We start from the raw sequence: 26,518 nt of genomic DNA, 5'->3' as shown, positions 1-26,518 counted from the left end.
GGTGGAAAATGAGCAGCACGCCCAACAGCACGCCCGAGACACCGAAGGCGGACCGCAGGACCCGGGTCACCGTCCTGGTGGCTCTCGCGGCCAATCTCGTCATCGCCGTCGCCAAGGCCGTCGGCGGGGTCCTCGCCCATTCGCCCGCACTGCTGTCGGAGGCCGCGCACTCCGTGGCGGACAGCATGAACGAGATCTTCCTGCTGGCCGCCCTGCGCCGCAGCCGCCGCCCCGCCGACGCCCGCCATCCCTTCGGCTACGGCAAGGAACGCTTCTTCTGGTCACTGCTCGCGGCCGTCGGGATCTTCGTGATGGGCGGGTGCTTCTCCTTCTTCCAGGGCGTCGAGGCGCTGCGCGGGGGCTCCGAGGAGAAGTTCAGCGGCTATGTGGCGGGCATGGTCGTGCTCGGCGTCGCCTTCCTCGCCGAGGGGCTGTCGCTGGTGCGGGCGCTGTACCAGGTACGCGGGCAGGGCGGCGTGGCGAACGGGCTGCGCGACCCGGCCCTGCGCACGGTCGTCGCCGAGGACGCCACGGCGGTGCTCGGTGTGACCCTCGCCCTCGCGGGCATGGCACTGCACATGGTCACCGGGCAGGTCGTCTGGGAGGCGTCCGCGTCGCTCGCGATCGGCGTGCTCCTCGTCTACGTCGCCTACCGGCTGGGACGCGACGCCCGCGACCATCTGATCGGGGAGGCCGCCGACCCCGAGGCGGCCGGCCGGATCCGGGCGCTGCTGGCGGCCCAGCCGGAGATCGACAGCGTGGAGGCCCTGTTCACCATGAAGACCGGCCTCGAAACGGCCCTGGTGGCGGCCCGGGTCGATCTGGTGCCCGGCCTCGACAGCGAGGACGTCGAGGAGGTCGCCGTCCGCATCAAGCGGTCCATCGCCCGGACCGTGGCGGAGGCCGACCAGATCTTCCTCGACGTGACCGAACGCTCCGCGCGCGAGGCACAGGGAAGCCCCGCCGCGACGGGGGAGCGCGGCGGGGCCTGACGCACGTGTGCCCGGCGAAGGGCGGTTCATGCGTCCGTGCGGAGAAAAAGTTTCCGGAGGTCCGTTCAGCCCTCGTCGAGCGGCTCCAGCACGAAGACGGGGATCACCCGGTCCGTCTTCTCCTGGTAGTCGGCGTACGGCGGATACGCCGCCACGGCCCGCTCCCACCAGTCGTCCTTCTCCGCGCCGGTGATCTCGCGGGCCCTCATGTCCTGCTTGACCGGCCCGTCCTGGAGCTCCACATGAGGATCACCCTTGATGTTGTGGTACCAGACCGGGTGCCTGGGCGCCCCGCCCTGCGAGGCCACCACGGCATAACGCCCCTCGTGCTCCACGCGCATCAGCGGCGTCTTGCGGATCTTGCCGCTCTTGACACCCCGGGTCGTGAGCACGATCACCGGCATCCCCGTGTTCTGCAGGGTCGTCCCCCGGGTGCCACCGGAGCTCTCGTACAACTCCACCTGGTCGCGGACCCACTTGGTCGGGCTGGGCTCGTACTCACCGTCGAGAGGCATGCTTCGGTCCCATCGTCGTGTCCTGAAGCCGACTGACCCCACCTTCAACAAGGGCACGGCCGGAAATCATCCTGCCGCGCCTACGCCACCATCCCCACCGCCAACGCCAGGATCACGCCGCTCGACACCAGCGCCGTCACCAACCGCCCCCGACGCCCCGTCAGCACCCGCCCCAACAGCGCCCCGCCCCCGGCGAGCAGCACCTGCCAGCTCGCCGACGCGACGAACGCGGCCAGGACGAAGACGCCCTGCTCCAGGGGTGCCGCCGCGTCCGTCGTGCGCGTGCCGAGGACGAGGGCCGCGAAGTAGACCACGGTGGTCGGGTTCAGGAGCGTGATGCCGAGCAGCGCCAGATAAGCGCGCGCCGGGCTCGGGGGAGACGGGGGAGCGGAGCGGGTGGCCAGGGGGCGGTCGCGGTAGTGGCGTACGGCGATGACGGCGCCCCGTACCGCGAGGGCCGCCAGCACCAGGGCGGAGGCCCAGCGCAGCGGGTCCAGTACCGGACGCAGCGCGCCGGCCAGCGCGGAGCCGCCGAGGGTGGCCACGAGCGCGTAGAGCCCGTCGGCCGTCGCGACGCCCAGCGCCGCGCAGACCCCGGTCTGCAGGGAGGTACGGGCCGTGAGGGAGACGAGGTAGGTCGCGACCGCGCCGACCGGGACGGCGATGCCGTAGCCCGCGATCAGCCCCGCGACGAGCGCGCCGGTCACGACGTGGGAAGCGTGGGCCTCCAGGGACGGCCGGACTGCTGCTGGAGCGCCACCGGAGGGACGGCGGCGGTCGGCGGCAGAAAGGCGTGGGTCGTAGGCATGGCCGGATTCTGTGGCCGTCGGCCACCCGCCGACAAGCGGTTTTCCGGCGACGGGCGCCACGAGAAGCGGTGGGACGGGCCGGGCGGTGCCGTGGCCGAAGCTGTGTGCGACGATCCCCGGCCAGATTGTCCGGGCGGCTGATCTGGCCGAACTTGGCGTCGTCCGCTAGGTGCCTGAGGCATCTAATGAAGATCGGCACGAGGCACTCTTCGTCTGCGAGGTCTTCCATGACGGACATGACGGAACCGCACACCGTCACCTTCCCCCAGAGCCGGACCTGTCCCTACCACCCGCCCACGGCCTACGACCCCCTGCGCCAGACCCGCCCGCTGGCCCGGATCAGCCTCTACGACGGCCGCCGGGTCTGGCTGGTCACCGGACACGCGCTCGCCCGCACCCTGCTCGCCGACCCCCGGCTCTCCTCCGACCGCACCCGGTCCGACTTCCCCGCGCCCACCGAACGGTTCGCGGGGCTCCGCAACCGCAAGGGCGCGCTGCTGGGCGTCGACGACCCCGAACACCGGGTCCAGCGGCGGATGATGGTCCCCAGCTTCACGCTGCGCCGGGCCGCCGAGCTGCGCCCCGAGATCCAGCGGATCGTGGACGAACGCCTGGACACGATGATCGCCCAGGGGTCGCCCGCCGAGCTGGTGAGCGCCTTCGCCCTGCCCGTGCCCTCCATGGTCATCTGCGCCCTGCTGGGCGTCCCCTACGCCGACCACGACTTCTTCGAGGAGCAGTCGCGACGCCTCCTGCGCGGCCCCACGGCCGCCGACACCATGGCCGCCCGCGACCGGCTGGAGGCGTACTTCGCGGAGCTGATCGACCGGAAACAGAAACAGCCGGAGCCCGGTGACGGCGTCCTGGACGAACTCGTCCACCAGCAGCTGCGCGCGGGCGAGCTGGACCAGGAGGAGGTCATCGCCTTCGCGACCATCCTGCTGGTCGCCGGCCACGAGACCACCGCCAACATGATCTCCCTGGGCACCTTCACCCTCCTGCAACACCCCGATCAGCTGGCCGAGTTGAGGGCCGACCCGACGCTGCTGCCCGCCGCGGTCGAGGAGCTGATGCGGATGCTGTCGATCGCCGACGGCATGCTGCGGGTCGCCGTCGAGGACATCGAGACGGACAGCGGCACGATCCGGGCGGGCGAGGGCGTGGTCTTCTCCACCTCCGTCATCAACCGCGACGAGTCCGTCTACCCCGACCCCGACACCCTCGACTGGCACCGCTCGGCCCGCCACCACGTCGGCTTCGGCTTCGGCATCCACCAGTGCCTCGGACAGAACCTGGCCCGCGCCGAAATGGAGATCGCCCTGCGCACCCTCTTCGACCGCCTGCCGACCCTGCGCCTTGCCGTCCCTGCGGAGGAAATCCCGTTCAAACCCGGCGACACGATCCAGGGGATGCTGGAACTCCCCGTGACCTGGTAAGAGGCTCCGGTCATGGACAACGAAACGCACGAATCAGACAACCTGCACATCGACATCGACCACGCCCTCTGTATCGGCGCCGGCCAGTGCGCCCTCGCCGCCCCCGCCGTCTTCACCCAGGACGACGACGGCTTCAGCGTCCTGCTCCCCGGCCGTGAGAACGGCGGCGGCGACCCCATGGTCCGCGAGGCCGCCCGGGCCTGCCCGGTCAGCGCCATCACCGTGTCGGAAACGGGGAGTTGACGCCGGGTACGTACGCCATCCGGCGCCCACGGCGGCGGACGGGCCCGGCACCGGCTGCCGGGCCCGCCCGCCGGTCTCAGTGCGCCGTCATCAGCCCGCCGCCATCAGCGACCGCGCCGCCTCCCGCGCCTCCGCCGCCGGTCGCGTACCGCTCGTTATCCCCGCCGTCACCATCGCGCCCTCGGCCAGCAGATACAGCGGCCCGGTCAGCGCGTCGGGCAGCCCCGCCGCCGTCACCAGCGAGGCGAGGTAGTCACGGAACGCCTGTTTGTGGGACCGGACCTGGTCGGCCACGCGCTCGGAGCGGGCGCCCAGCTCGCCGTACGAGTTGATCCAGGCGCATCCGCGGAAGCCGTCCTCGCCGAACCACTCCTCCAGCCAGTCGAACACGGCGAGGATTCGTCGCTCGGGGTCCGCGTGCCGCTCCACGTGGGCGGCGAGCCGCCCGCGCCAGCGCACGTCGCGCCGCTCCAGATACGCCTCGATCAGCTGCTCCTTCGCCGGGAAGAGCTGGTAGAGCCGCTTGAGCGAGACCCCTGACGTGCCCCGGATGTCGTCCATGCCGACGGACTGGATGCCGCGCCCGTAGAACAGCTTCTCCGCGGCGTCCAGCGCCTGCTCCCGGGCGGTTGCGCTGTCCATGTACGACCTCTCCTTGACGTGAGAACGAGCGTTCTCCTACGGTAGCAGCCAGGCCGGAGAACGCACGTTCTCCGCTGCCAGACCGCTGTCTGTACCCCGTTCGGCCCCGGAGGATGAGATGACCGACCGCCCGCCCCTGCCGCCGTTCACCCGCGAGACCGCCGCCCGGAAGGTGCAGGCCGCCGAGGACGCCTGGAACACCCGCGACCCGCACAAGGTGGCGCTCGCCTACTCCGAGGACTCGGTCTGGCGCAATCGCGACATCTTCGTCACCGGGCGCGCCCAGATCGTCGAGTTCCTGACCGCCAAGTGGGAGCGCGAGCTCGACTACGCCCTGCGCAAGGACCTGTGGGCCTTCGACGGCAACCGCATCGCCGTCCGCTTCCAGTACGAGTGCCACGACGCCGACGGCCAGTGGTACCGCTCCTACGGCAACGAGTTGTGGGAGTTCGACGAGCACGGCCTGATGACCCGCCGCGAGGCCAGCATCAACGACGTGCCGATCGAGGAGAAGGAGCGCCGCGTCTTCGGGCCGCGCCCGGAGAACGAGCGCGGGCTGTCCTTCCCGCTGCGGTAGACCGTTTGAGTAGGGTTCCCGGATGACCGCACAGGCCGTGCCCGGACAGGCCCGGAACCGCTTCCTCTACGTCGTCGTCTGCGCCGCCGGCATCGCCGCGGACGTCAGCAAGCTGATCACCGCCGCACAGGAGCGGGACTGGGAGGTCGGGGTCATCGCGACCCCGGTCGCCATGAACGGCTTCTTCGACACCGCCGCCGTCGAGGCCCTCACCGGCCGCCCGATCCGCTCGGCCTGGCGCACGCCCGCCGACCCGCGCCCCTTCCCGCCGCCGGACGCCGTGGTCGCGGCCCCGGCCACCTTCAACACGGTCAACAAGTGGGCGGCCGGCATCGCCGACACCCTCGCCCTGGGCACCCTGTGCGAGGCGTACGGCCTCGGCGTCCCCATCGCCGTCCTGCCCTGCGTCGCCGACGCGTTGGCCGCCCATCCCGCCTACCAGGACAGCCTGATACGCCTGCGGGGCATGGGCGTGCGTTTCGGGGCGCCGTACACGGGCGAGGCGGGGGAGGACGGCGGACGGCCGGACTTCGGCTGGGAGCGTGCCCTGGACCTGCTGGACCTGCTGGACCGATGACCGGCCGGGCGCCCCCCGCACCCGACGACGTACGCTCCCCTGGCACCCCACTCGGAAGGCAGGAGCAGCAACGATGCAGTACGTGAAGCTCGGTTCGACGGGCCTGGACGTGTCGCGGATCTGTCTGGGTTGCATGACCTACGGCCTCCCCGACCGCGGCACGCACGAGTGGACCCTCGACGAGGAGGCCTCACGACCGCTGATCCGCCAGGCGCTGGATGCCGGGATCAACTTCTTCGACACCGCCAACGTCTACTCCGACGGCACCAGCGAGGAGATCGTCGGCAAGGCGCTGCGCGACTTCGCCCGCCGCGACGACATCGTCCTCGCGACCAAACTGAACGGCCGCATGCGGCCCGGCCCCAACGGCGCCGGCCTCTCCCGCAAGGCCGTCATGACGGAGATCGACCACAGCCTCACCCGCCTCGGCACCGACTACGTCGACCTCTACCAGATCCACCGCTTCGACCCGCACACCCCGGTCGAGGAGACGATGGAGGCCCTGCACGACCTGGTCAAGGCGGGCAAGGTGCGCTACATCGGGGCCAGTTCGATGTACGCCTGGCAGTTCTCCAAGATGCAGTACACCGCCGAGCGGCACGGCTGGACCAAGTTCGTCTCGATGCAGAACCATTACAACCTCCTCTACCGCGAGGAGGAGCGCGAGATGCTCCCGCTCTGCGCGGACCAGGGCGTCGGCGTCCTGCCCTGGAGCCCGCTCGCCCGCGGCCGCCTCACCCGCGACTGGGGCACGGTCACCGACCGCAGCGCCACCGACGACTTCGGCAGCGGCCTCTACGCCGACAGCGACCGCGTCGTGGTCGATGCCGTCACCCGCGTCGCCGACGATCGCGGCGTCCCCCGCGCCCAGATCGCCCTCGCCTGGCTTCTCCACCAGCCCACGGTGACGGCCCCGATCATCGGCGCGTCCAAGCCGCGACACATCGAGGACGCGGTGGCGGCGGTGGAACTGGAGCTGACGGAGAAGGAGTTGGAGGAGCTGGAGCAGTCGTACGCTCCACATCCCATCATCGGCCACTGAAGCCTTTCAGGGGTGCGGGGCTGTATTGATTTGCGGCTCCGCCGCGTGGGCGCGATCAACCACGACGCACCCGCGGTCGACGTGCTAGTGGGGCCGTGCGGCGCGAACTCGCTACCGCACGGCCCCGCCCCTTCACTCTCCCCCAACGCCACCCGGTCCCCACTCATCGACAACGTCCGGTAGTACGCCCCGATCCGCTCAGCAGAACGCCCCACGTAGTGCCCGATGAACGACCGCCGGAACCGACTCTCCGTACGGTTCGGCTGCGAGCCATGCACAAGGCTCCCGTTGAAGAACAGAACATCCCCCGGCGCCATATCGACAGGCACCGCCTCCAACCCGGCCGGCGGCGCCACATACTCCCGGGCGAAAGACACCTCCGCGTCCGCCAACTCCGGACAGAACAACTCCATCGCATGCGTACCGGGAACCACCTCCAGCCCTCCGTTGTCCCGGTCGATCACATCGCAGGCGATCCACGCCGCCACACACGTCCCCGGCTCGACCCGCAGATAGAAGTTGTCCTGGTGCAACGCCTGCCCCCGAGCCCCCGGCGGCTTGAAGTAGAACATGCTCTGCGCGGCCAGCACCTCCTCCCCGAACAGCACCTCCAGCACACCACGCAGCCGCGCGTCCAGCAGCACCCGCAGCGCCAGCTCGTCGATCTCGTGCGGCTGCATCACCCTCGGGTACGCGCGCAGCGGGTCGCCGTCCGCCGGGCGCGGCTCGAAGTGGCCGGGCACGGGCCCGGCCGCGTGCAGCGCCGCGAACCGGTCGCACAACCGCTCGATCTCGTCGTACCCGAACAGCCCGCGTACGACCGTGAACCCCTCCTCCTGGAACTGGCGCAGCCCGCGCTCGGGCAGGATGGGTGCGGCGGCGTTCGCCATGTCCGTGGCTGTCGTGTCGGTGGTCATGTGTCCGCTCCTCGGTCAGGTGTCCTCGCCCGACCACGCTAGGCCGACGCACGTCCCTGGAGGATGACTGTGAGCGCTGACGGATTGCCCGAGGCTGCTGCGGCCGGTGTTCCCGCCCCGCCGCCCGGCCTGGTGGTCGTCGGGTACTTCGACCAGCCGCCGACGTACGGGATCAACCGGCCGCGCGGTGCGGACAGCTGGCTGTTCACGTGGACGACCGGCGGCCGGGGCCGACTGCGGCACGGGAGCGCCGAGGCGCGGGCCGGGGCGGGGGACCTCGTGGTGCTCGCGCCGGGTGTTCCGCACGGCTACGGGGTCGAGCCGGGCGCCCGGCACTGGCGGTTCTGGTGGGCGCACTGCCAGGCCCGTCCCGCCTGGCGGTCCTGGCTGCGTCCGTACGACGCCGGTGAGGGGATGTACGTCGTCACGCCGACGCCGGACATGGTGCGCGGCCGCGTCGAGGCGTCGTTCCGCCGGATGCTCGCCGACGCCCGCTGGACCGGCACGGAGGCGCCGCCCCCGACCGCGCCGGGTGACGCGCCCGGGGACGATTCGGTCGCCGTGGCCCACGGCGCGGCCGCCCGCGAACTCGCCCTGTGCTCCCTGGAGGAGGTCGTCCTGCTGACCGCCGGCACCGCGCGGGCCCAGCCGCCCCGGCCCGGCATCGATGCCCGGGTGCGCCGGGCGGAGGCGCTGATCGCGGCCGACCCGGCGGCACCGCACACCGTGCGCTCCCTCGCCGAGCAGGTCGCGCTCTCGCCCTCGCGGTTCGCCCACCTCTTCACCCGGCAGACCGGGCAGGCACCGATGCGCGCGCTGCGCGAGGCCCGGCTGCGGCACGCCGCCCGACTGCTGGAGTCCACCGACCTGTCCGTGGAACGCGTGGCGGCCGCCTCGGGGTTCGCCAGTCCCTTTCACTTCAACCGGGTGTTCCGTGAACGGTACGGGAGGCCGCCGGGTGCGTACCGGGGGAGCGGCCCAATGGTTGGCGGATGACTTGTGAAGGCGCGGTGAAGGTCCGTACGTCCGTATGACCAGGCATGAAAGTCGGAGATCGGTCGTTCAATGGTTTGCGCCCGCAGACGAAGGCGGCTGAGTGAATACCGTTTCCAATTGTCTTGCCGGAGTGCCGTAATCGTCTCGAAGGCTTATTGACCAGTCGTCAAACTGTGATCGTCGCGCACGCAATGCACAAAAACTGGAATCGCTTGTTCTCTGTCCCTGACCTGTGCAAAGGTGTGCCTCGCTCCCCAGTGCCCAGGCTTCACAAGAGTCGCGCCCGGAGCATACTCGTTGGTATGGACCTTCAATGCCGAAAGCCCTCCGGAGGAATGCCGTCGTGCCTGACGCAGGCCTGTCGAATTCGCCTGACGACGACCGACTCTTCGATGTGACGGACGCTCAACTGAGCGCCGAACTGAAGAAGTGGACGGGGGTGTCGCCCGCGCTGCACCCCGTCGGTGAACTCCTCGATCGGCACTGGGAAGCGGGCCTCGCCTACGCACGGCTGTGTACCGCCGACGCCCGGTCCGCGGGAATGCTCACCACCGCGGCTTTCACCCGGCTTTTCGGTGAAACGCTGCGACAGACCGGACCGACAGCGGCCTGGCGTCCCCAACTTCTCGTCACCGTGCGCCGGATAGCCGCGGAATGGGACACCGACCGCAGTCGCGAACTGCTCCACCCCGAGCTGCGGTCCGAGACGGAGGGCGCGGAGCGCGTCGCGGCCCGACTGCTGCCGCCCGCCGACCGACGGCTGCTGTCCGGGGCCTTCCAGCGGCTTCCCCAGGCGGCCCGCTGTCTGCTGTGGCACACCGAGGTCGAGGCCGAACCGCTGGCCGTACCGGCCGGACTCCTCGGCCTCGACGAGGAGTCCGCTCGCATCGAACTGGGCCGCGCCTGCGAGCGGTTGCGCGAGGAGAGCCTCCAGGTCCACCGTGAACTCGCCCCCGAGCACGAGTGCCGGCAGTACCTGCGGATGCTGGACGTCACCTACCGCCGCGGCGGCGTCGACGTCGACCCGGACCTGCGCGAGCACCTCAACCGCTGCGGGCACTGCGCCGACACCGCCGCCCAACTCCTCTTCTTCAACGACGGGCTCGGCGTCGCCCTTGCCGAGGCGGTCCTCGGATGGGGCGCGAGACCGTACCTGGAGGCGAGAGCACGCCAGGCCGCGGAGCCCGCCGAAGCCAAGACCCGTGCGGCTGCGGAACCGCAGCCGATGGCGCCGATCGCGGGGGAGTCGTTCTTCGCCGACACCGCTGACAGCGCCGACCTCGATTCCTCGACGGAGATCCCCGCCCCTCCGGCGCACGCCCCCGCCCTCGGCGGCGAGGCGCTCGCCACCGCCGGAGCGACAGCAGCCCCCGCGGCAGACCCCTTCGCCGCCGCCGGCGAGCCCTTCCCCGCCGCCACCGCCGCCTCGGCCTCCTCGCCGACCGGCCCCCGCGCAGCACGCCGCGCCGGCCGTCGTACCGCCCGTCGCAGCGACCCCACCACCGCCCCGCAGGCCGGCGACCCTCGCACCTGCACCGGCCGGGTGGCTCTCAAGGCCGCCCGCCGTGCCGCCCGGCGACGCAACCTGACCGCTGCCGTGGCGACCGTCAGCGCCCTCGTCGTGCTCCCGCTCGTCCTCTGGTCGGCCGGCGGATCCGACGACACGCCCGCTCCGGCCGCGACGGACCGCCCCACCGGGACACCGGACGCCGACGCGGGCTCCGCCACCAGCAACCCGTCCTGGGCGGGCGCCGCCGAGGCCGCGAAAGGCGAACTGCGGGGCCGGCTGCACAACATCGGATCCGGACTCTGCGTCGGCATCGTCGACGAGAAGGCCGTCAAGGACGCGGAGACCGAACTCACCAAGTGCTCCTCGGCGCCCGGCCAGCAGTGGTCGTACGAGACCGACGGACTGGCCCGCAGCGCCGCGAACCCCGATCTCTGCCTCGACTCCCACCTCGGCTACTCGGTCCGGCTGGCCCCGTGCGCGAACGCCACCGACTCCGAGACCAAGAACGTCCGCTACGACTTCACGCTCCAGGGCACCCTCGTCCCCCGCTTCAACCAGGACCTGGCCCTGAGCCCCGCCGCCACGGACGGCTCGGGCGCCCTCGTCCTCAAGAGCCGCGATGACGACGACAACGCCCAGCACTGGGTGATCGACACCTCGAGGACCGAGCCCCAGCTGGAGGTGGTCAACTGGGACACGGAGGCGAAGAAGGCGAAGACGCCGACCCCGACCCCCACCCCCGAGCCGTCCAGGACGCCGACGCCCTCGCCGAAACCGTCCACGACCCCGAAGCCGTCGCAGCCGACGACCACCAGCCCGACCCCGACCGACGCCTCGTGCTACGCCAACCCGTACTCCTGCTCCTGGGGCGGCCAGAACGGCTGGTCCGGCGGAGGGTACGGGTACGGCGGCTACGGCGGTGGCTATGGCGGTTACGGCGGCGGTCGCCGCTGACCTGACCGGGCGGTTCAGCCTCCGGTGCCGGGCTGGAACACGGTCAGCCGCACCGAGGACTCGTTCCCGGCCACCGGCACCTCACCGGCCGTCCACGTCACCTTCAGCGGATCCCGCTCGTCGGGCGGCGTCACGAGCAGCGCCGCGGGCAGGGCCGTACGGGCCCCGCTGATCTCGGGACTGGCGAAGGACAGCCCGGCCCAGGCGCTGCGGCCCGGGGTCAGGGTGACGGCCGTGGGTGTGTCGGGGGAGCGCTTCGGGTCGGGTCCGAGTTGCCTGCCGGACGCGTCGACGAAGGCGGCGCCCGGGTAGCCGCGGACCGTGCAGGTGCGGTCGGCCTTGTTGGTCAGCACGATCGGGAAGTTGCGCTGCCCGGCCCCGGGGCTCGGGCGTCCGATCGACGCGCGCAGCTCGGAGGTGTGGCAGCGCGGGGCGGCGCCGCCCGACTGGGTCACCGGGCTCTCGGTGCCCGGGGTGCCCGGTGAGGGCGTGCCCGGCTTGGTGGTGGGGCTCCCGGCGTCGGTCGTGGCCGGTCCGGTCGTACGGCTGCCCGTGCCGGCCGGTGTCCGAGCGGCGCCCGTGGTGTCGGCGCCGTCGGCACACGCGGTCAGCAGGCCCAGCAGCGCCACGGCGGTCACGAGGGGGGTCACCCGGTGCGTCGCCCGGTGTAAGGAGTGGAGCGTCCGTGCACGTCCCATGTCTGTCACGACTCCCCGTTTTCCCGCGGCCTACTCACCGCGCGCACTCACTCCTCGTCGAGGAGTCCGATCTCGGCCCAGATCGTCTTGCCGTCCGCCGTGTGCCGGCTGCCCCAGCGCTGGGTCAGCTGAGCGACCAGCAGCAGCCCGCGGCCGCCCTCGTCGAAGGTCTTGGCGCGGCGCAGGTGCGGTGCCGTGTGGCTGGTGTCGGACACCTCGCAGATCAGCGTCCGCGCGTCGTGGATCAGCCGGAGCCGGATGGGACGGATGCCGTAGCGGATGGCGTTCGTGACCAACTCGCTGACCACCAGCTCGGCCGTGAACGACGCCTCGGTCAGGCTCCACACGCCGAGCTGCTCCAGGACCTGCTTGCGGATGGGTGCCACGAGCGCCGGGTCCGCCGGGATGTCCCAGGTGGCGACCCTGGACGACGGCAGCCCCTGGGTGCGGGCCAGCAGCAGGGCCACGTCGTCCGCGGCGCCGCCCGGTGGGAGCAGGGCGTGCAGCACACGGTCGCAGGTCTCGTCGAGTGAGTCGGAGAACGCCGACAGTGCCTCGCACAGCAGCGCGTGGCTGGCGTCGACGTCGCGCTCCCGCGTCTCGATCAGCCCGTCGGTGTAGAGCGCGAGCACCGTGCCCTCGCGCAGCTCGACCTCGGCCGATTCGAACGGCAGCCCGCCCAGGCCCAGCGGCGGCCCGGCCGGCAGCTCGATCTCGCGGGGCGCGCCGCCGGGCGGCACCATGACGGGGGAGGGGTGCCCGGCCCGGGCCATCGTGCAGCACCGGGAGACCGGGTCGTACACCGCGTACAGACAGGTCGCGCCGACCTCCCCGGAGACACCGTCGGTGCCCGCCTCCTCGGACAGCCGGACGACCAGGTCGTCGAGGTGGGTGAGCAGTTCGTCGGGCGCGAGGTCGATGTCGGCCAGGGTGCGCACCGCCGTCCGCAGCCTGCCCATCGTGGCCGAGGCCTGGATGCCGTGGCCGACGACGTCCCCGACGACCATCGCCACCCGCATCCCGGACAGCGGGATCACGTCGAACCAGTCACCGCCCACGCCGGAGCGTGCCGCCGGGAGATAGCGCGAGGCCGCTTCGAGCGCCGCGGTGCGCGGCAGCGTACGGGGCAGCAGGCTGCGCTGGAGGGCGAGGGCGGTCTCGCGTTCGCGGGAGTAGCGGCGGGCGTTGTCGATGCAGACGGCCGCGCGGGCCGTGATCTCCTCGGCCAGCAGGACGTCGTCGGGCGTGAACGACTCGGGGTTCTTGAACCGGGTGAGCACGGCGACTCCGAGGGTGGTGCCGCGGGCCTGGATCGGTACCGACATCGTGGTGTGGATGCCGTACTCCTGGATCCGTTCCGCGCGGGTCGGGTCCCAGGAGAGCCACTGCGCGAGGTCGTCGGTCGCGGTCGAGGCCACGAGCGTGTGGCCCGCCAGCAGCGCGTCCGCCTGCGGCGACGGCGTCGGATACACGTCCAGGTGCCCCGGTTTCACCACGGCTTCCGGGCTGCCGGCGTTCACGGACCGGTGGGCGGTCCGGCGCAGGACGATCGGGGCCGTCGGCCGGCCGGTGCGTGCCTCGCCGCCGTGCTCCGGCGGGTCCAGCAGGTCCACGCTCACGAAGTCGGCGAGCGCGGGCACACAGATGTCCGCCAGTTCCTGGGCGGTGCGCGTGACGTCGAGGGTGGTGCCGATCCGGACGCTGGCCTCGTTCACCAGCTGGAGCCGCTCCTGGGCCACGTACTGCTCGGTGAAGTCGTGCGCGGCGACGGACACGCCGCGCACCCGCCCCCTGCCGTCGGTGATCGGGGCCATCCGGGCCAGCCAGGCGTGCGTTCTGTCCCCGCCGACCGGCACGTACGTCCGTACGTCGGTGCCCCGGCCCGTGGTGAGCACGCGCAGGAGCTGCCGCTCGATGTCGTGGCTCTGCGCACGCCCCGTCAGTTCGGGCGCCCGCAGGCCCCGCACATGCTCCTCGGCGAGATGGAGGACCTCCGCCATGACGCCGTTGATCCTGCGCAGCCGCAGCCGCTCGTCATAGATCGCGATGGCGCAGGGCGAGGCGAGGAGCCCGACCTGGTCCAGCGGATCGTCGGGCAGCCGGGGACCGTCCCCCTCCAGCGGGGTGACCACGAGCCAGCGGTGGGTGTCCTCGCCCTGGAGGCGCAGCCGGTGGGCGAGCAGCCACACGGAGAGCGTGCCGCCGTCGCGGTGGCGCAGGGTGAGGACGCCGTCCCAGCGGTCGCCCTCCGGGGCGTCGCGTCCCCGCTCGTCGGCCAGCAAATCGGCGGCCGGGCGTCCGACGACCTCGGCGGCGCGGTGGCCCAGCAGCCGCTCGGCGCCGGCGTTCCACTCGACGAGCACGCCGCTTTCGTCGATGACCGCCCGGGCCGTCGCGGCCTCGTCGAACGGATACTCCGGGCTCATGCTCGCCACTCCAACGCGCACACTCACGGTGATCAAGCGTGACACTCGCGCTCCAGCCTAGTGCGTCGGCGACCGGTCCGTACCGGCTCCCTGGCGCACTCTTGACTCCTCCGCGTATCTCCCCGTCAGAATCTGTTTGTTCACGATCAGTTGTGAGTACTTCTGGGCCCTGATGAGGGAGAGCCGCCATGACAGTCACTCGAAGATCGTTACTTCTCGCCTCCACGGCCACCCCGGCGGCCGGAGCGCTGCTGGGCACCCCGACGGCACGGGCCGCGGAGCTCGCCGGCACGGCCGGTGCCGCGTCCGGCCGCCGCACGGTCCCGTTGCGTGACGGCTGGCGCTTCGCCCTGGTGAACCCGGGCGGCATCACCGACCCCACCGGGGCCTACGCCGACGCCGCCGAGCCCGGCCACGACGACTCCGGCTGGCGCCAGGTCGCGGTGCCGCACGACTGGAGCATCGAGTTCGCCCCGACCACGGAGCACGGCACCACCAGCGGCACCGGCTTCTTCCCCGGCGGCCTCGGCTGGTACCGCCTCGCGTTCACCCTGCCGCCCGGCCTCGCCGGCAAGCGGATATCGGTGGAGTTCGACGGCGTCTACATGGACTCCTACGTCTACTGCAACGGCAGGGAGATCGGCCGCCACCCCTACGGCTACACCGGCTTCGCCCTCGACCTCACCGGCCTGGTGCACACCGATGGCGCCACCGAGAACGTCCTTGCCGTGAAGGTGCAGAACCGTCTGCCCAGCAGCCGCTGGTACTCCGGCAGCGGCATCTACCGCGAGGCCCGCCTCGTCGTCACCGAAGCGGTGCACGTGGAGCGCTGGGGCACGCACGTCACGACGCCGGAGATCACCGAGGAGCGGGGCGTCGTCCACGTCCGGACCTCGGTGGTGAACGCCTCCGCCGGCGGTACGGACGTCGAGGTCGTCTCGCGGATCGTCGATCCCGACGGCCGCACGGTCGCCCGGACGTCCTCCACGGTCCCCGTCACCGACCGGGCGACCGCCACCCACGAGCTCACGGTCCCCAGGCCCGAGCTGTGGGACTTCGAGACCCCGCACCACCGCTACACCCTGAGGACCGACCTGCGCGTCGGCGGCAGGACGACCGACACCCACCGCACGCCCTTCGGCTTTCGCACCTTCCGCTTCGACCCCGATGAGGGCTTCCACCTCAACGGCGTCCACAGCAAGATCAAGGGCGTCGACCTCCACCACGACCTGGGCGCCCTCGGCGCGGCCGTCAGCATCGACGCGATCCGACGGCAGATGACCATCATGAAGTCGATGGGCGTCAACGCCTTCCGCACCTCCCACAACCCGCCCTCCCCGGAGATGATCCAGGTCTGCGAGGAGATGGGCATCGTGATGCTGGTGGAGGCCTTCGACTGCTGGCGCTCGCCCAAGACGCGCTACGACTACGGCCGCTTCTTCGACGAGTGGGCCGACAAGGACATCACCGAGATGGTGCTGGCCGCCCGCAACTCGCCCGCCGTCCTCGCCTGGTCGATCGGCAACGAGATCACCGAGTTCACCTCGACCTCCGGCCTCGCCATGGCCGACCGGCTCATCGCCGCCCTCAAGGCCGCCGACGACACCCGCCCGGTCGTCATCGGCTCCCACCGCCACCGCAGCGTGCCCGCCCCGGGCTCACCCGGCGACCTGATCCTGACCAAGCTCGACGGCCTCGGCCTCAACTACAACACCGCCAAGTCGGTGGACGCCCTGCACGCCCGCTACCCCCACCTGTTCCTCTTCGAGTCCGAGTCCTCCTCCGAGACCTCGACCCGAGGCGCCTACCAGGAGCCCGAGCGCCTCAACACCGGCGAGAACCACACCCCCGGCAGGCGCGCGACCTCCTCCTACGACAACAACCTCGCCTCCTGGACGATGAGCGGCGAGTACGGGCACAAGAAGGACCGGGACCGCAGGTGGTTCGCGGGGCAGTTCCTGTGGTCGGGCATCGACTACATCGGCGAGCCCACGCCGTACGAGGTCTTCCCGGTCAAGGCCTCCTTCTTCGGCGCCGTCGACACGGCCGGCTTCCCGAAGGACATGTACCACCTGTTCCGGAGCCAGTGGGTCGACGAGCCGATGGTCCATCTGCTGCCGATGACCTGGAACCACCGGGCGGGCGACACGGTCGAGGTGTGGGCGTACTCCAACGTCGACACCGTCGAGCTGTTCCTCAACGGCAGGTCCCTGGGCACTCGCGCCTTCGACACCAAGAGGACCGTCGACGGCCGGACCTACCTGGAGACCACCGAGGCGACCGGCGACGACAAGACCTTCACCGACGGCCCCTACCCCGGCAGCTACACCAGCCCGAACGGCAGCGCGGGCAGACTCCACCTCATCTGGAAGGTGCCGTACGAGCCGGGCGAGCTGAAGGCGGTGGCCCGCCGGGGCGGCAGGACGGTCGCCACCGATGTCCTGCGCACGGCCGGCGCACCGAAGGCCGTACGGCTCACCGCCGACCGCGAGTCCCTTGCCGCCGACGGCCGTTCACTGCTCTTCGTGACCGCCGAGGTGGTCGACGCCCGGGGCGTGGTGGTGCCCGGCGCCGAGGACCTGATCACCTTCGACGTACGGGGCGGCTCGCTCGCCGGACTGGACAACGGACGCGAGGAGAGCGCCGAGCGCTACCAGGCGACCACGCGTACGGCCTTCCACGGCAAGGCGCTGGCGATCGTACGGTCCGGCACGCGGGCGGGCGCCCTGAAGGTGACCGCACGGGCCGAAGGCCTGCGGACGGGCAGCGTGACCGCGCGGACGACCCACGCCCGGTCCGCCGCGCTCACCCCGGCCCCGGAGTTCGAGCCCGACCACCCGGCACCCGTGAACTACCCGTATGCGGACGCCAGTTACTCCGGCCGCTCCGACACCCTCCCCGCCGCCATGCTCGACGGCGACCCGGCCACCGGCTGGTCCAACGGCTTCCTCAAGTCGGCGACGGCCCTGCTGCCGGCCTTCGACGGGGCCCGGGCGGAGGACTGGGTGTCCATGGACTTCGGGCGGACGCGAACCTTCGACCGGGTGGAGGTCTCGTTCACGGTGGACGCGACGCACACGCGGCCGGTGTCGGTCGCGGTGGAGGTATGGGACGGCCGGAGATTTGTGCCGGTGACGGGGGCGGCCGTGGAGTGGGCCACGGCCTCGGACGCGCCCAGTGCCATCACCTTCGACGAGGTACGAGGCTCCCGAGTACGTCTCACGTTGACCAGCGCCCACCCGGGGGAGGCCCGAGGGGCGACACGCATCAGCAAGCTGGAGGTGCCGGCCACCTGACCCACATCACGGTTGGGCGCGCGGTTCGCCCACGCCTTCGAGGGGTGCGGGGAACTGCGCGACCAGCCACGACGGCGCCGCAGCCGAAAAGCCGCCCGTCCGGACCGTTGACGGACTGTCATGTCGCCAACAAACATAACTGCGACCGCATCTGGGAGCGCTCCCACGGGAGCGTCACCCGCACCTCACCTTGAGGAGCCCAGACGTGAAACGCCGCAGAACCACCTTGCTGACCCTGACGGCCCTGCTGGCCGCAGGCCTCACCGCCCTGCCGACCGACCCGGCCGCCGCCGAAGAGGTCGAGCAGCTCAAGAACGGCACCTTCGACACCACCACCGCCCCCTGGTGGGCGAGCAGCACCGTCACCGCCGGCCTGTCCGAAGGCCGGCTCTGCGCCGACGTGCCCGGCGGCACCGCCAACCCCTGGGACGCGGCGGTCGGCCAGAACGACATCACCCTGGTGAAGGGGGAGTCGTACCGCTTCTCCTTCACCGCGAACGGCGCGCCCGAGGGACACGCCGTGCGGGCGATCGTCGGCCTGTCCGCGGCCCCGTACGACACCTACTTCGAGGTGACGCCGCAGCTGAGCGTCTCCGGGAACTCCTACGCGTACACCTTCACCTCGCCCGTCGACACCGCGCAGGGCCAGGTCGCCTTCCAACTCGGGGGCGGCGACGACGCGTGGCGCTTCTGCATGGACGACGTCTCGCTGCTGGGCGGGGTCCCACCCGAGGTGTACGAGCCCGACACCGGCCCGCGGGTCCGCGTGAACCAGGTCGCCTACCTCCCGGCCGGGCCGAAGAACGCCACGCTGGTCACCGACGCCACCGGGAAGCTGCCCTGGCAGCTGAAGAACGCGTCCGGGACGGTCGTCGCCCGCGGCTGGACCGTGCCGCGCGGCACCGATGCCTCCTCCGCGCAGAACGTCCACTCCATCGACTTCGGCGCCTACCGCAAGCAGGGCGAGGGTCTGACCCTGGTCGCCGACGGGGAGGCGAGCCGGCCCTTCGACATCGGGACGGGCGCCTACGAGAAGCTGCGCCTGGACGCCGTGAAGTACTACTACACCCAGCGCAGCGGCATCGCGATCCGCGACGACCTGCGCCCGGGTTACGCCCGACCTGCCGGGCATGTCGACGTCGCGCCCAACCAGGGCGACGGCGACGTGCCCTGCCAGCCCGGCGTCTGCGACTACAGCCTCGACGTGACCGGGGGCTGGTACGACGCGGGCGACCACGGCAAGTACGTCGTCAACGGCGGCATCTCCGTGTGGGAGCTGCTGAGCACGTACGAACGCGAACTGCTCGCCCGCACCGGAGAGCCCAAGAAGCTCGGCGACGGCACGCTCGCCATCCCGGAGAGCGGCAACGGCGTGCCGGACATCCTCGACGAGGTCCGCTGGGAGCTGGAGTTCCTGCTGAAGATGCAGGTGCCCGCCGGGCAGCCGCTGGCGGGCATGGCGCATCACAAGATCCATGACGAGCAGTGGACGGGCCTGCCGCTGCTGCCGAGCGACGACCCGCAGAAGCGCGAACTGCATCCGCCGTCCACCGCGGCGACCCTCAACCTGGCGGCGACCGCCGCACAGGCGGCCCGCCTGTACAGGCCGTACGACAAGGAGTTCGCGGCGAAGACGCTGCGCGCCGCCCGCACGGCGTGGGCGGCGGCCCTCGCGCACCCCGACCGGTACGCCTCCGAGAGCGACGGCGTCGGCGGCGGCACGTACGCCGACAACAACGTCACCGACGAGTTCTACTGGGCGGCGGCCGAGCTGTATCTCAGCACCGGTGAGAAGGAGTTCGCGGACCACGTCCTCTCCTCCCCGGTCCACACGGCCGACGTGTTCGTCCCGGTCGGCTACGACTGGGCCAGGACCGCGGCGGCCGCCCGCCTCGACCTCGCGACCGTGCCGAGCAGGCTGCCCGGCCGGGACAAGGTGCGCCAGTCCGTGATCAAGGGCGCGGACCGCTACCTGGCCACGCTGAAGGCACAGCCGTACGGGATGCCTTACGCCCCCGAGGGCAACCTCTACGACTGGGGCTCCAACCACCAGATCCTGCACAACGCCGTGGTCATCGCCACCGCGTACGACATCTCCGGTGCCGCGAAGTACCGTGACGGGGCGCTCCAGAGCATGGACTACCTCCTCGGGCGCAACGCGCTGAACATCTCGTACGTGACCGGCTACGGTGAGGTCAACTCCCGGAATCAGCACGCCCGTTGGTACGCCCACCAACTCGACCCGAGCCAGCCGAATCCGCCGGTCGGCACGCTCGCGGGCGGGCCCAACTCCAGCATTCAGGACCCCTACGCACAGAGCAGACTCCAGGGCTGCGTCGGTCAGTTCTGCTACATCGACGACATCCAGTCCTGGTCGACCAACGAGCACACGATCAACTGGAACTCCGCTCTGACCCGGATGGCCTCCTTCGTGGCCGACCAGGAATAGGCGCAGGTGGGCCCGCCGTCGCGGAGTGCGGCGGCGGGCTCACCAGGAGCTCTCGGTCGTGGCTACTGACCGATGTTCCTGACCGGGAGCTCCTTGCTCGCGCCCGTCACGTAGTAGTCGTCGGGGGCCGAGAACAGCACGAAGTCGTGGTCGTACGCCCGGATCCTGGTGTGGATGGTGAAGTCGCCGTCGGCGTCGGTGGTGGTCTGCGCGTTGTACTGGCTCTCGAAGTACTGCCGCAGGAACACCCGGGTCCCGGCGACCGGACCGTGCCCGGCGGGCCAGGTGACCTTGCCGGTGACGGTGAGGCCGGCGCCGGGGTGCACCACGACCCTGCTGACCCGGTAGGACAGAGAGCTCGCGACAGGCTCGACGCGCACGGCGGCGTCCGCGAACGCCATCTGTCCGTCGGTGGGGTCCGTGTCGTACATGGCGCGGAACAGCACTTCATGGCGGGGGGTCAGGTAGGGGCTGGGCCGGTCGTCCCAGCGGTCGGCCGGGACGTCGTCGAGTGTGAAACGTCCCTCGGCGTCCGTGCGGACGGTGCCGAGGCTCCGGGTCTCCCATTCGGTCGGGTCGATGGGGTCGCCCCAGGGGTTCCAGGTGTCGAACAGGACGGACTGTTCGAGCTGGACCGGGGTGTCCGCGGCGGGCGTGCCGTCCGGCCGGGTCAGCGTGCCGGCCAGGTCGACCGTGCGGTGGTCGAAGTCGGTGGTGGCGGTGCTGCTGGTGAGGGTCATGGTGAAGTCGCGGTCCGCCGCGTGGGCGGACGGGGCGACCAGGGCGCCGGTGAGCAGGGTGAGGGCGGCGGCCGCGGTCGACCGGGCGGCCAGTAGGCGCATGCGCACGTGAACTCCGTTGGTGATGAGGCCCGTTGTCGTTCCGGGAGCGATGGGTGGCGTGCCGGCATGGGGTGTGACACCCGGGACGTCATCGGGGGTTGTAGGGCGCGCCAGGAATACACGGCCCGGGCACCTGGTGTTGGGTGGCAGGTCGCCTACTCGATGCTTCGCGGCTCGTGCCCCACGAGTCGGCCCGGCCGTTCGTGGGCGGTGAGGGTGTGCAGCGCGGCCTGGTCGAGCGGCTGGTGGACCTCGACGTACTCGCCGTGCGGCAGCCGCTTGATCACGCCGGTCTCCCGGCCGTGCAACACGCGTTCCCGGTCCCGGAGCTGCAGACCCAGGCAGACGCGGCGGGTGACGACGAAGGCCAGCACCGGGACGAGCAGGGCCGCGATGCGTATCGTCCACGTCACCGCGTTGATCGACAGATGCAGGCGGGTCGCCACGATGTCGTTGCCGCCGCCCGCCAGCAGGATCAGATAGAGGCTGATCCAGGCCGCACCGATCCCCGTGCGCACAGGGCGGTTGCGAGGGCGGTCGAGGAGGTGGTGCTCGTCCTTGTCGCCCGTGATCCTGGCCTCCAGGAACGGGTACACGCCGATGAACACCAGCAGCAGCGGGAAGACCACGACCGGGATCAGCACCCCGAGGACGAACGTGTGGCCCCACAGGGTGATCTCCCAGCCCGGCATGATCCGGACCAGCCCCTCCGCGAAGCCCAGGTACCAGTCGGGCTGGGCGCCGGTGGAGACCTGGTCGGCGCGGTAGGGGCCGTAGGACCAGACCGGGTTGATCGAGGCGAGCGCCGCCATGAACGTGAGCGCGCCGAAGACCAGGAAGAAGAACCCGCCCGCCTTCGCCAGGTAGACCGGCATGAACGGGGCGCCGACGACATTGCGTTCGGTGCGGCCGGGCCCCGCGAACTGGGTGTGCTTGTGGTACACGACCAGCAGGACGTGCGCCACGACCAGCGCCGCCATGATGCCCGGGATCACCAGGACGTGCAGGGAGTAGAAGCGGGCCACGACGTCATGGCCGGGGAACTCCCCGCCGAACAGGAACATCGACAGATACGTCCCGACGATCGGCACCGACAGCAGCGCGCCATTCACGAACCGCAGGCCCGTGCCCGACAGCAGGTCGTCCGGCAACGAGTAGCCGAAGAGGCCCTCGAACAGGCCGAGGAGCAGCAGGGACCAGCCGAACAGCCAGTTGACCTCCCGGGGCTTGCGGAACGACCCGGTGAAGAAGTGCCGCATCATGTGCGTGAGCATCCCGGCGACGAAGACGAGCGCCGCCCAGTGGTGCAGCTGCCGGATCAGCAGCCCGCCGCGCACGTCGAAGCTGATGTCCAGCGTGGAGGCGTACGCCTCGGACATGCGCACCCCGTTGAGCGGCGGGTAACCGCCGTGGTACGTCACCTCGTTCATCGACGGATGGAAGAACAAGGTGAGGTACACGCCCGTCAGGATCAGCACGACGAAGCTGTACAGGCAGATCTCGCCGAGCAGGAAGGACCAGTGGTCCGGGAAGACCTTGCGCAGGTACTTCCGGCCGAGGGTGTGGATGCCGAGCCGCCCGTCGAACCAGTCCGCGACCCGCTCGCCTCTCCCGGCCGGCACCTCCCGGGCGCTCACGCCGCCTCCCGGGGCACATGCGTCAGCTTGTCGGGGTTGCTCACGACGTAGACACCGGACACCCGGTCGCCGTCCGGCGTGAGATCCAGGACCAGGACGGCGTACGGCTCCCCGCCCTGGAACAGCACCACCGCCTCGTCACCGTTGACCCGCCGGTAGCGCAGCTCCAGGCTGTCCGCCCCACCCTTCCTCCCGTACGACCCGAAGAACCGCAGGGCCTTGTCCCGGCCGTGCACGGGCCGCAGCGCCGCCGGCTTCCGCTTGCCGCCGGCGTCCGTCCACACCGTGACGTCCGGCGCGAGGACCTCCATGAGTTCGGCGATGTCCCCGCCCACCGCGGCCCGCACGAACCGCTCGGTCGCCTCCCGGCGGACCCGCGGATGAGCCTCGTACAGCGGCCGCCGCGCGTGCACATGCCCTCGCGCGCGACGCGCCAGCTGCCGTACGGCCGCCGGGCTGCGGTCGATGATCTCCGCGATCTCCGTGTGCGCGTACCCGAACACCTCGTGCAGCACGAACACCGCGCGTTCCAGCGGCGACAGCGACTCCAGGACGACCAGCATCGCCAGCGACACGGACTCGGTGCGCAGGGCCGGGTCGTCGGCGCCGCGCTCCTCGTCGACCGCGACGAGCGGCTCGGGCAGCCAGGGGCCCACGTAGGTCTCCCGGCGGCGGCTGATCGCGGCCCGCCGCGTCAGCGCGTGGTTCACGGCGATGCGCACCAGATACGCCCGCGGGTTGTCGACCCCGTCGAGCGGCGCGCCCCCGCCCCGCGCCGTCCAGGACAGCCAGGTCTCCTGGAGGACGTCCTCGCTGTCGGCGACGCTGCCGAGGATGTTGTAGACGACGCCGAACATCAGCTCTCGGTGCTCGACGAAGACGCCGGTCGCGTCGTCGGCGCTGGTGACGGGTGGGTGGGTGTCGGACATGGGTGGCCTCCCGGTGCGCGCTCACTACTGCGAGGTCCGGCGGGGGCCGGAACGTGACATCCCGGAGGCGAATGTGACCCACGTCTCGGGACCGTCACCTGAGCGACGGTGTGTGGCGCGGGGTGGTCCATGGTCGACTGGTACCGACGTGCATCACACTTGACCTGCGCGTATTTACGCGTGAGTACCCGAGCGGTACCGTGAGGCCATGCCAGCTCTCAACGTGGAGTTCAGCGACCGCGAGCTCGAGGACCTGCGGCAGATCGCCAAGGAACGCGGTACGTCGATGAAGGCGCTCGTGCGCGAGGCCGCGGCGGCCGACATAGCCCGGCACCGGGCACTGCAGGAGGGCGCCGAGGCGTTCCGCCGGTTCTTCGCGTCGCACGCCGACGAGTTCGCCGCGGCCTTCCCCGACGACGAACCGACCGCCAAGGGCGAGGGGCGGGCCGCCTGACCGATGGCACCCGTCATCCATATCGACGTGCCCTGGCTGCTCCAGCGCCACGAAGAGGTCCTGCCGGACCAGCCCACGATCAACGACTTCAGCGCGTTGGTCGCCGCCGTCGCCCGCCATCGCGTGGATCCGCCCCGTCTGGGCGTCGACTCCGACCCGGCCTGGCGGGCCGCCGCGCTGCTGCACACCCTGGCCCTGCTCAAGCCGCTGCCCTCGGCCAACGCCCGGTTCGCCTGCGCGTCCGCGGTGGCCTACATGTTCGTCAGCGGCGTCGGCATCGACCCGCCCTACGGCGCCCTCGTCGACCTCGCGCGCGACCTGATCTCCGGCAAGGTCGACGTGTACGGCGCGGCCGACCGGCTGCGCTCCTGGCAGATCTGAGCGGATCTGAGCGGATCTGAGCAGACCCGAACCCCGCCACCCTGCTGTCTCGGCCGCCGTTCCGGTCCCCGTCCCCGCCGCCCTGGGGCCGCCGACCGAGGGCGGGAGGAACGGGGTCGGCGGCCCATGGCGCGCAGGAGAGCCGCCGTCCCTGCGCGGGGCCTTCCGAGAGGGCCGCTCCCAGTGGACCACGTGGGCGTACCCGCCGGGGAGCGTGCGTGGTGCGGCGGCGTGGGCGCGCGTTTCACACGGGGCGCATGGAATGTCGAAAGCTCGCGCGCGTGTGGCGAGTTGCCGCCGAATCTGACTTTCTTTCAAAGGTGCCCATGTTGCCCAAGTGTCTTGTTGGCCATCCGTGTGCTGTGCAAGGGTGAACTACCCGTGGGGGGTGGAAAAAGGCCGGGTCTCATGCGTTCCGTGAGGAACCGGAGCGGATGGACGTGGGCGAATTCCTGCTCCCCCGCTCGTGCCGAAGAGGTACACACCAAGTCGCTCGGTCCTTTTCGGCGAAGGGAACTTCCGTGTCTTGAGCGTGGGAAGGAATCCGTTCAGTGCCCACCCCCCACCCCCCTCGCCCTCCTTACCCCCCGCCCGGCGGGGAACCGGAGGAATCCGACGAAGGTCTCGCCGCCCGGTTGCGGGGCCGTCCGGACGGCGAGGCCGCTCCGTCCGTCGCGCTGCTCATGGCGCGGCACTGGCAACCGGTCCACGCGTACGCGGAGATCTGCCTCGCCTCCCCGGAGCCGGCCGCCGACATGGTCACCGCCGCCGCCTTCCATCAGGTCCTCGACCGCCTGGCGCTCGGCGAACCGGCCGCGGCGCTGCGTCCCCGGCTGCTCGTGGCAGTCCGGGACGCGGTCCGCCAGTGGTCGGCGGACGACCGAATAGCGGGTGTTCTGCCGGAGCTGGGGAAACCCGCGGGCGGTCGCGGTATGCGGACCGCGAAGTCCATGACACCGGAAAATCGCAGGCTCGCCGATCGGTCATTCCAGTCGCTTCCGGGACTTGCCCGCTGTCTGCTCTGGCATACCGAGGTCGAGGCCGAGCCGCTAAGCGTGCCCGCCGGTCTGTTGGGCATGGATACCGTCACCGCCTCGGCCGCTCTCGAACAAGCGCGTGATAAATTCCGCGAAGGTTGTGTACATGCCCATCGGGAACTCGCGCCGACCAAGGATTGCCGGTTCTACAACCGCCTCCTCGACGTTCCGATTCGGCGGGGCGGGGCCTTGCTGCCGGACGTCCAGCAGCATCTGACGCAGTGCCGCTACTGCCGTAACGCCGCCGAACAACTGAGCCATTTCGAGGGCGGGCTGGGCGTGCTCATCGCCGAGGCGGTGCTCGGCTGGGGCGCGCGCCGCTATCTGGACACCAGACCTGGCCGTACGCGCTCCTCCGAGCCCCGCGCCCGCGGCGCCGCCCGGCACGGCGCCGCACGACGCCACCTCATGTCCCGGATCCCCGCGCAGATCCGCCGGGCACCCGGCGCCGCGCGCTCCTCGCGGACGCTGCTCACGGGCGTGGGCGTGGCCTCGGCCGGACTGATCGCCATCATGCTCGCCGCGGGCCTGCTCTCGGACGACGACGGGGTCGACCCGGCCGCCTCCGCCACCGGCGGCAACACCGCCTCCCAGGCGCCCCCCGCGGCGTCCACCTCCCCGCCGGGCACCGCCCAACTCCCCAACGCGCCACGCCGGACCAGCTTCCGCAACGCCGAGGCCGACCTGTGCCTCGACATCCGGGGCGAGCCGAAGGCCGGCGCCGGGACCGAGCTGGCGGAGTGCTCGGACGACGACACCCAGCGGTGGTCGTACGAGAAGGACGGCCTGCTGCGCAGCGTGGCGGACCCCGACCTGTGCCTCGACTCCCACAAGGACGCCGGTGTGGTGATCCTCGGCAAGTGCGCCGACGGCGACTCCGAGCGGGCCGACGACGTGCGCTACGACCTCACCGTGCGGGGCGAGTTGCTGCCCCGCTGGGACGAACGCCTCGCCCTCGCCCCCACCATCGCCGACAAGTCCGCCGACATCGTCGTCAAGGTCCGCGACGACTCGGAGTCGCAGCGCTGGCTGACCTCCCCGCCGACGTCGGCGAGCCCCGGGTCGCTCTCGAGCGCGGAGGTCGAATCGCCGGGGGTGCGGTCCGTGCGCGTGGGGGAGGAGAACGCCTAGGGAGTGAGCGGAAGGCGCGGCGGTCGCT

General features: G+C 71.3%; 21 protein-coding genes and 1 pseudogene. 13 read left to right on the top strand and 9 right to left on the bottom strand.

Features of this window, described 5'->3' with window-relative positions:
• Positions 1-8: 8 nt before the first annotated feature.
• Positions 9-992, top strand: a complete 984-nt coding sequence (locus tag ACFZBP_RS12725) for a cation diffusion facilitator family transporter (protein WP_391412470.1) — start codon at positions 9-11, stop codon at positions 990-992.
• 65 nt (positions 993-1,057) lie between these two features.
• Here the strand turns inward: ACFZBP_RS12725 and ACFZBP_RS12720 are convergent, their stop codons facing one another.
• Positions 1,058-1,507 carry a nitroreductase family deazaflavin-dependent oxidoreductase gene (locus tag ACFZBP_RS12720; protein ID WP_383442810.1) on the bottom strand — a complete coding sequence of 150 codons (450 nt, stop codon included), beginning with the start codon at positions 1,505-1,507 and terminating at the stop codon, positions 1,058-1,060.
• A gap of 80 nt (positions 1,508-1,587) precedes the next feature.
• Positions 1,588-2,214 carry a LysE family transporter gene (locus ACFZBP_RS12715; protein ID WP_391412466.1) on the bottom strand — a complete coding sequence of 209 codons (627 nt, stop codon included), beginning with the start codon at positions 2,212-2,214 and terminating at the stop codon, positions 1,588-1,590.
• Positions 2,215-2,543: 329 nt separating this feature from the next.
• Between ACFZBP_RS12715 and ACFZBP_RS12710 the strand changes: the two genes are divergently transcribed.
• Positions 2,544-3,752 (top strand): cytochrome P450, encoded by a 1,209-nt coding sequence (locus tag ACFZBP_RS12710; RefSeq protein ID WP_391412463.1) that lies wholly within the window; start codon positions 2,544-2,546, stop codon positions 3,750-3,752.
• A 42-nt stretch (positions 3,753-3,794) separates the two neighbouring features.
• Positions 3,795-3,995: a ferredoxin gene (locus tag ACFZBP_RS12705; RefSeq protein WP_391413019.1), complete on the top strand. Its 201-nt coding sequence runs from the start codon at positions 3,795-3,797 to the stop codon at positions 3,993-3,995.
• A gap of 90 nt (positions 3,996-4,085) precedes the next feature.
• On the opposite strand, the gene ACFZBP_RS12700 is transcribed toward ACFZBP_RS12705, so the two are convergent.
• Entirely contained in the window at positions 4,086-4,637 is a 552-nt protein-coding gene (locus tag ACFZBP_RS12700) for a TetR family transcriptional regulator (RefSeq protein WP_391412460.1), read from the bottom strand.
• A gap of 118 nt (positions 4,638-4,755) precedes the next feature.
• Here ACFZBP_RS12700 and ACFZBP_RS12695 point away from each other — a divergent pair, with 118 nt between their 5' ends.
• From ACFZBP_RS12695 to ACFZBP_RS12685, 3 genes are all read left to right on the top strand, one after another.
• Entirely contained in the window at positions 4,756-5,214 is a 459-nt protein-coding gene (locus tag ACFZBP_RS12695; protein ID WP_391412458.1) for a DUF1348 family protein, read from the top strand.
• 22 nt (positions 5,215-5,236) lie between these two features.
• Positions 5,237-5,791: a flavoprotein gene (locus tag ACFZBP_RS12690; RefSeq protein WP_391412455.1), complete on the top strand. Its 555-nt coding sequence runs from the start codon at positions 5,237-5,239 to the stop codon at positions 5,789-5,791.
• 73 nt (positions 5,792-5,864) lie between these two features.
• A complete protein-coding gene (locus ACFZBP_RS12685) occupies positions 5,865-6,833 on the top strand; it encodes an aldo/keto reductase (protein ID WP_391412452.1) in 969 nt (322 codons plus the stop codon).
• A gap of 89 nt (positions 6,834-6,922) precedes the next feature.
• On the opposite strand, the pseudogene ACFZBP_RS12680 reads toward ACFZBP_RS12685, so the two are convergent.
• Positions 6,923-7,723 (bottom strand): annotated as a pseudogene (locus ACFZBP_RS12680) (phytanoyl-CoA dioxygenase family protein); the annotation flags it as partial.
• Between the two features lie 90 nt (positions 7,724-7,813).
• Between ACFZBP_RS12680 and ACFZBP_RS12675 the strand changes: the two are divergent.
• The gene (locus ACFZBP_RS12675) at positions 7,814-8,746 is read left to right on the top strand and encodes a helix-turn-helix domain-containing protein (protein WP_391412449.1); all 933 of its coding nucleotides are present in this window, start codon (positions 7,814-7,816) and stop codon (positions 8,744-8,746) included.
• Between the two features lie 343 nt (positions 8,747-9,089).
• Positions 9,090-11,210 (top strand): ricin-type beta-trefoil lectin domain protein, encoded by a 2,121-nt coding sequence (locus ACFZBP_RS12670; RefSeq protein ID WP_391412447.1) that lies wholly within the window; start codon positions 9,090-9,092, stop codon positions 11,208-11,210.
• Between the two features lie 14 nt (positions 11,211-11,224).
• Here the strand turns inward: ACFZBP_RS12670 and ACFZBP_RS12665 are convergent, their stop codons facing one another.
• Positions 11,225-11,908, bottom strand: coding sequence for a DUF4232 domain-containing protein (locus ACFZBP_RS12665; RefSeq protein WP_391412445.1), 684 nt, complete (start codon positions 11,906-11,908; stop codon positions 11,225-11,227).
• 47 nt (positions 11,909-11,955) lie between these two features.
• Positions 11,956-14,334 carry a SpoIIE family protein phosphatase gene (locus tag ACFZBP_RS12660; protein ID WP_391412443.1) on the bottom strand — a complete coding sequence of 793 codons (2,379 nt, stop codon included), beginning with the start codon at positions 14,332-14,334 and terminating at the stop codon, positions 11,956-11,958.
• Between the two features lie 188 nt (positions 14,335-14,522).
• Here ACFZBP_RS12660 and ACFZBP_RS12655 point away from each other — a divergent pair, with 188 nt between their 5' ends.
• The gene (locus ACFZBP_RS12655) at positions 14,523-17,630 is read left to right on the top strand and encodes a glycoside hydrolase family 2 TIM barrel-domain containing protein (protein ID WP_391412440.1); all 3,108 of its coding nucleotides are present in this window, start codon (positions 14,523-14,525) and stop codon (positions 17,628-17,630) included.
• A gap of 205 nt (positions 17,631-17,835) precedes the next feature.
• A complete protein-coding gene (locus ACFZBP_RS12650) occupies positions 17,836-20,079 on the top strand; it encodes a glycoside hydrolase family 9 protein (RefSeq protein ID WP_391412438.1) in 2,244 nt (747 codons plus the stop codon).
• A gap of 62 nt (positions 20,080-20,141) precedes the next feature.
• Here ACFZBP_RS12650 and ACFZBP_RS12645 read toward each other — a convergent pair whose 3' ends face one another.
• From ACFZBP_RS12645 to sigJ, 3 genes are all read right to left on the bottom strand, one after another.
• Entirely contained in the window at positions 20,142-20,921 is a 780-nt protein-coding gene (locus tag ACFZBP_RS12645; RefSeq protein WP_391412436.1) for an acyl carrier protein, read from the bottom strand.
• A gap of 155 nt (positions 20,922-21,076) precedes the next feature.
• Positions 21,077-22,558 (bottom strand): cytochrome b N-terminal domain-containing protein, encoded by a 1,482-nt coding sequence (locus ACFZBP_RS12640; RefSeq protein ID WP_391412435.1) that lies wholly within the window; start codon positions 22,556-22,558, stop codon positions 21,077-21,079.
• A complete protein-coding gene (sigJ, locus tag ACFZBP_RS12635; RefSeq protein WP_391412433.1) occupies positions 22,555-23,487 on the bottom strand; it encodes an RNA polymerase sigma factor SigJ in 933 nt (310 codons plus the stop codon). The genes ACFZBP_RS12640 and sigJ overlap by 4 nt, the downstream gene beginning before the upstream one ends.
• 208 nt (positions 23,488-23,695) lie before the next feature.
• On the opposite strand from sigJ, the gene ACFZBP_RS12630 reads away from it, so the two are divergent.
• The 3 genes from ACFZBP_RS12630 to ACFZBP_RS12620 all read left to right on the top strand — a co-directional run bounded on the left by ACFZBP_RS12630 (position 23,696) and on the right by ACFZBP_RS12620 (position 26,490).
• Entirely contained in the window at positions 23,696-23,941 is a 246-nt protein-coding gene (locus tag ACFZBP_RS12630) for a hypothetical protein (RefSeq protein WP_383442860.1), read from the top strand.
• Positions 23,942-23,944: 3 nt separating this feature from the next.
• On the top strand, positions 23,945-24,322 hold the full coding sequence (locus ACFZBP_RS12625) for a toxin Doc (RefSeq protein ID WP_128435748.1): 378 nt from the start codon (positions 23,945-23,947) through the stop codon (positions 24,320-24,322).
• A gap of 551 nt (positions 24,323-24,873) precedes the next feature.
• Entirely contained in the window at positions 24,874-26,490 is a 1,617-nt protein-coding gene (locus tag ACFZBP_RS12620; protein ID WP_391412430.1) for a ricin-type beta-trefoil lectin domain protein, read from the top strand.
• Positions 26,491-26,518: the final 28 nt, after the last annotated feature.

Source organism: Streptomyces sp. NPDC008086 (assembly GCF_042957325.1).
In the GTDB taxonomy this organism is placed as follows: domain Bacteria; phylum Actinomycetota; class Actinomycetes; order Streptomycetales; family Streptomycetaceae; genus Streptomyces.
This window is presented reverse-complemented; position numbering and strand designations above follow the sequence as displayed.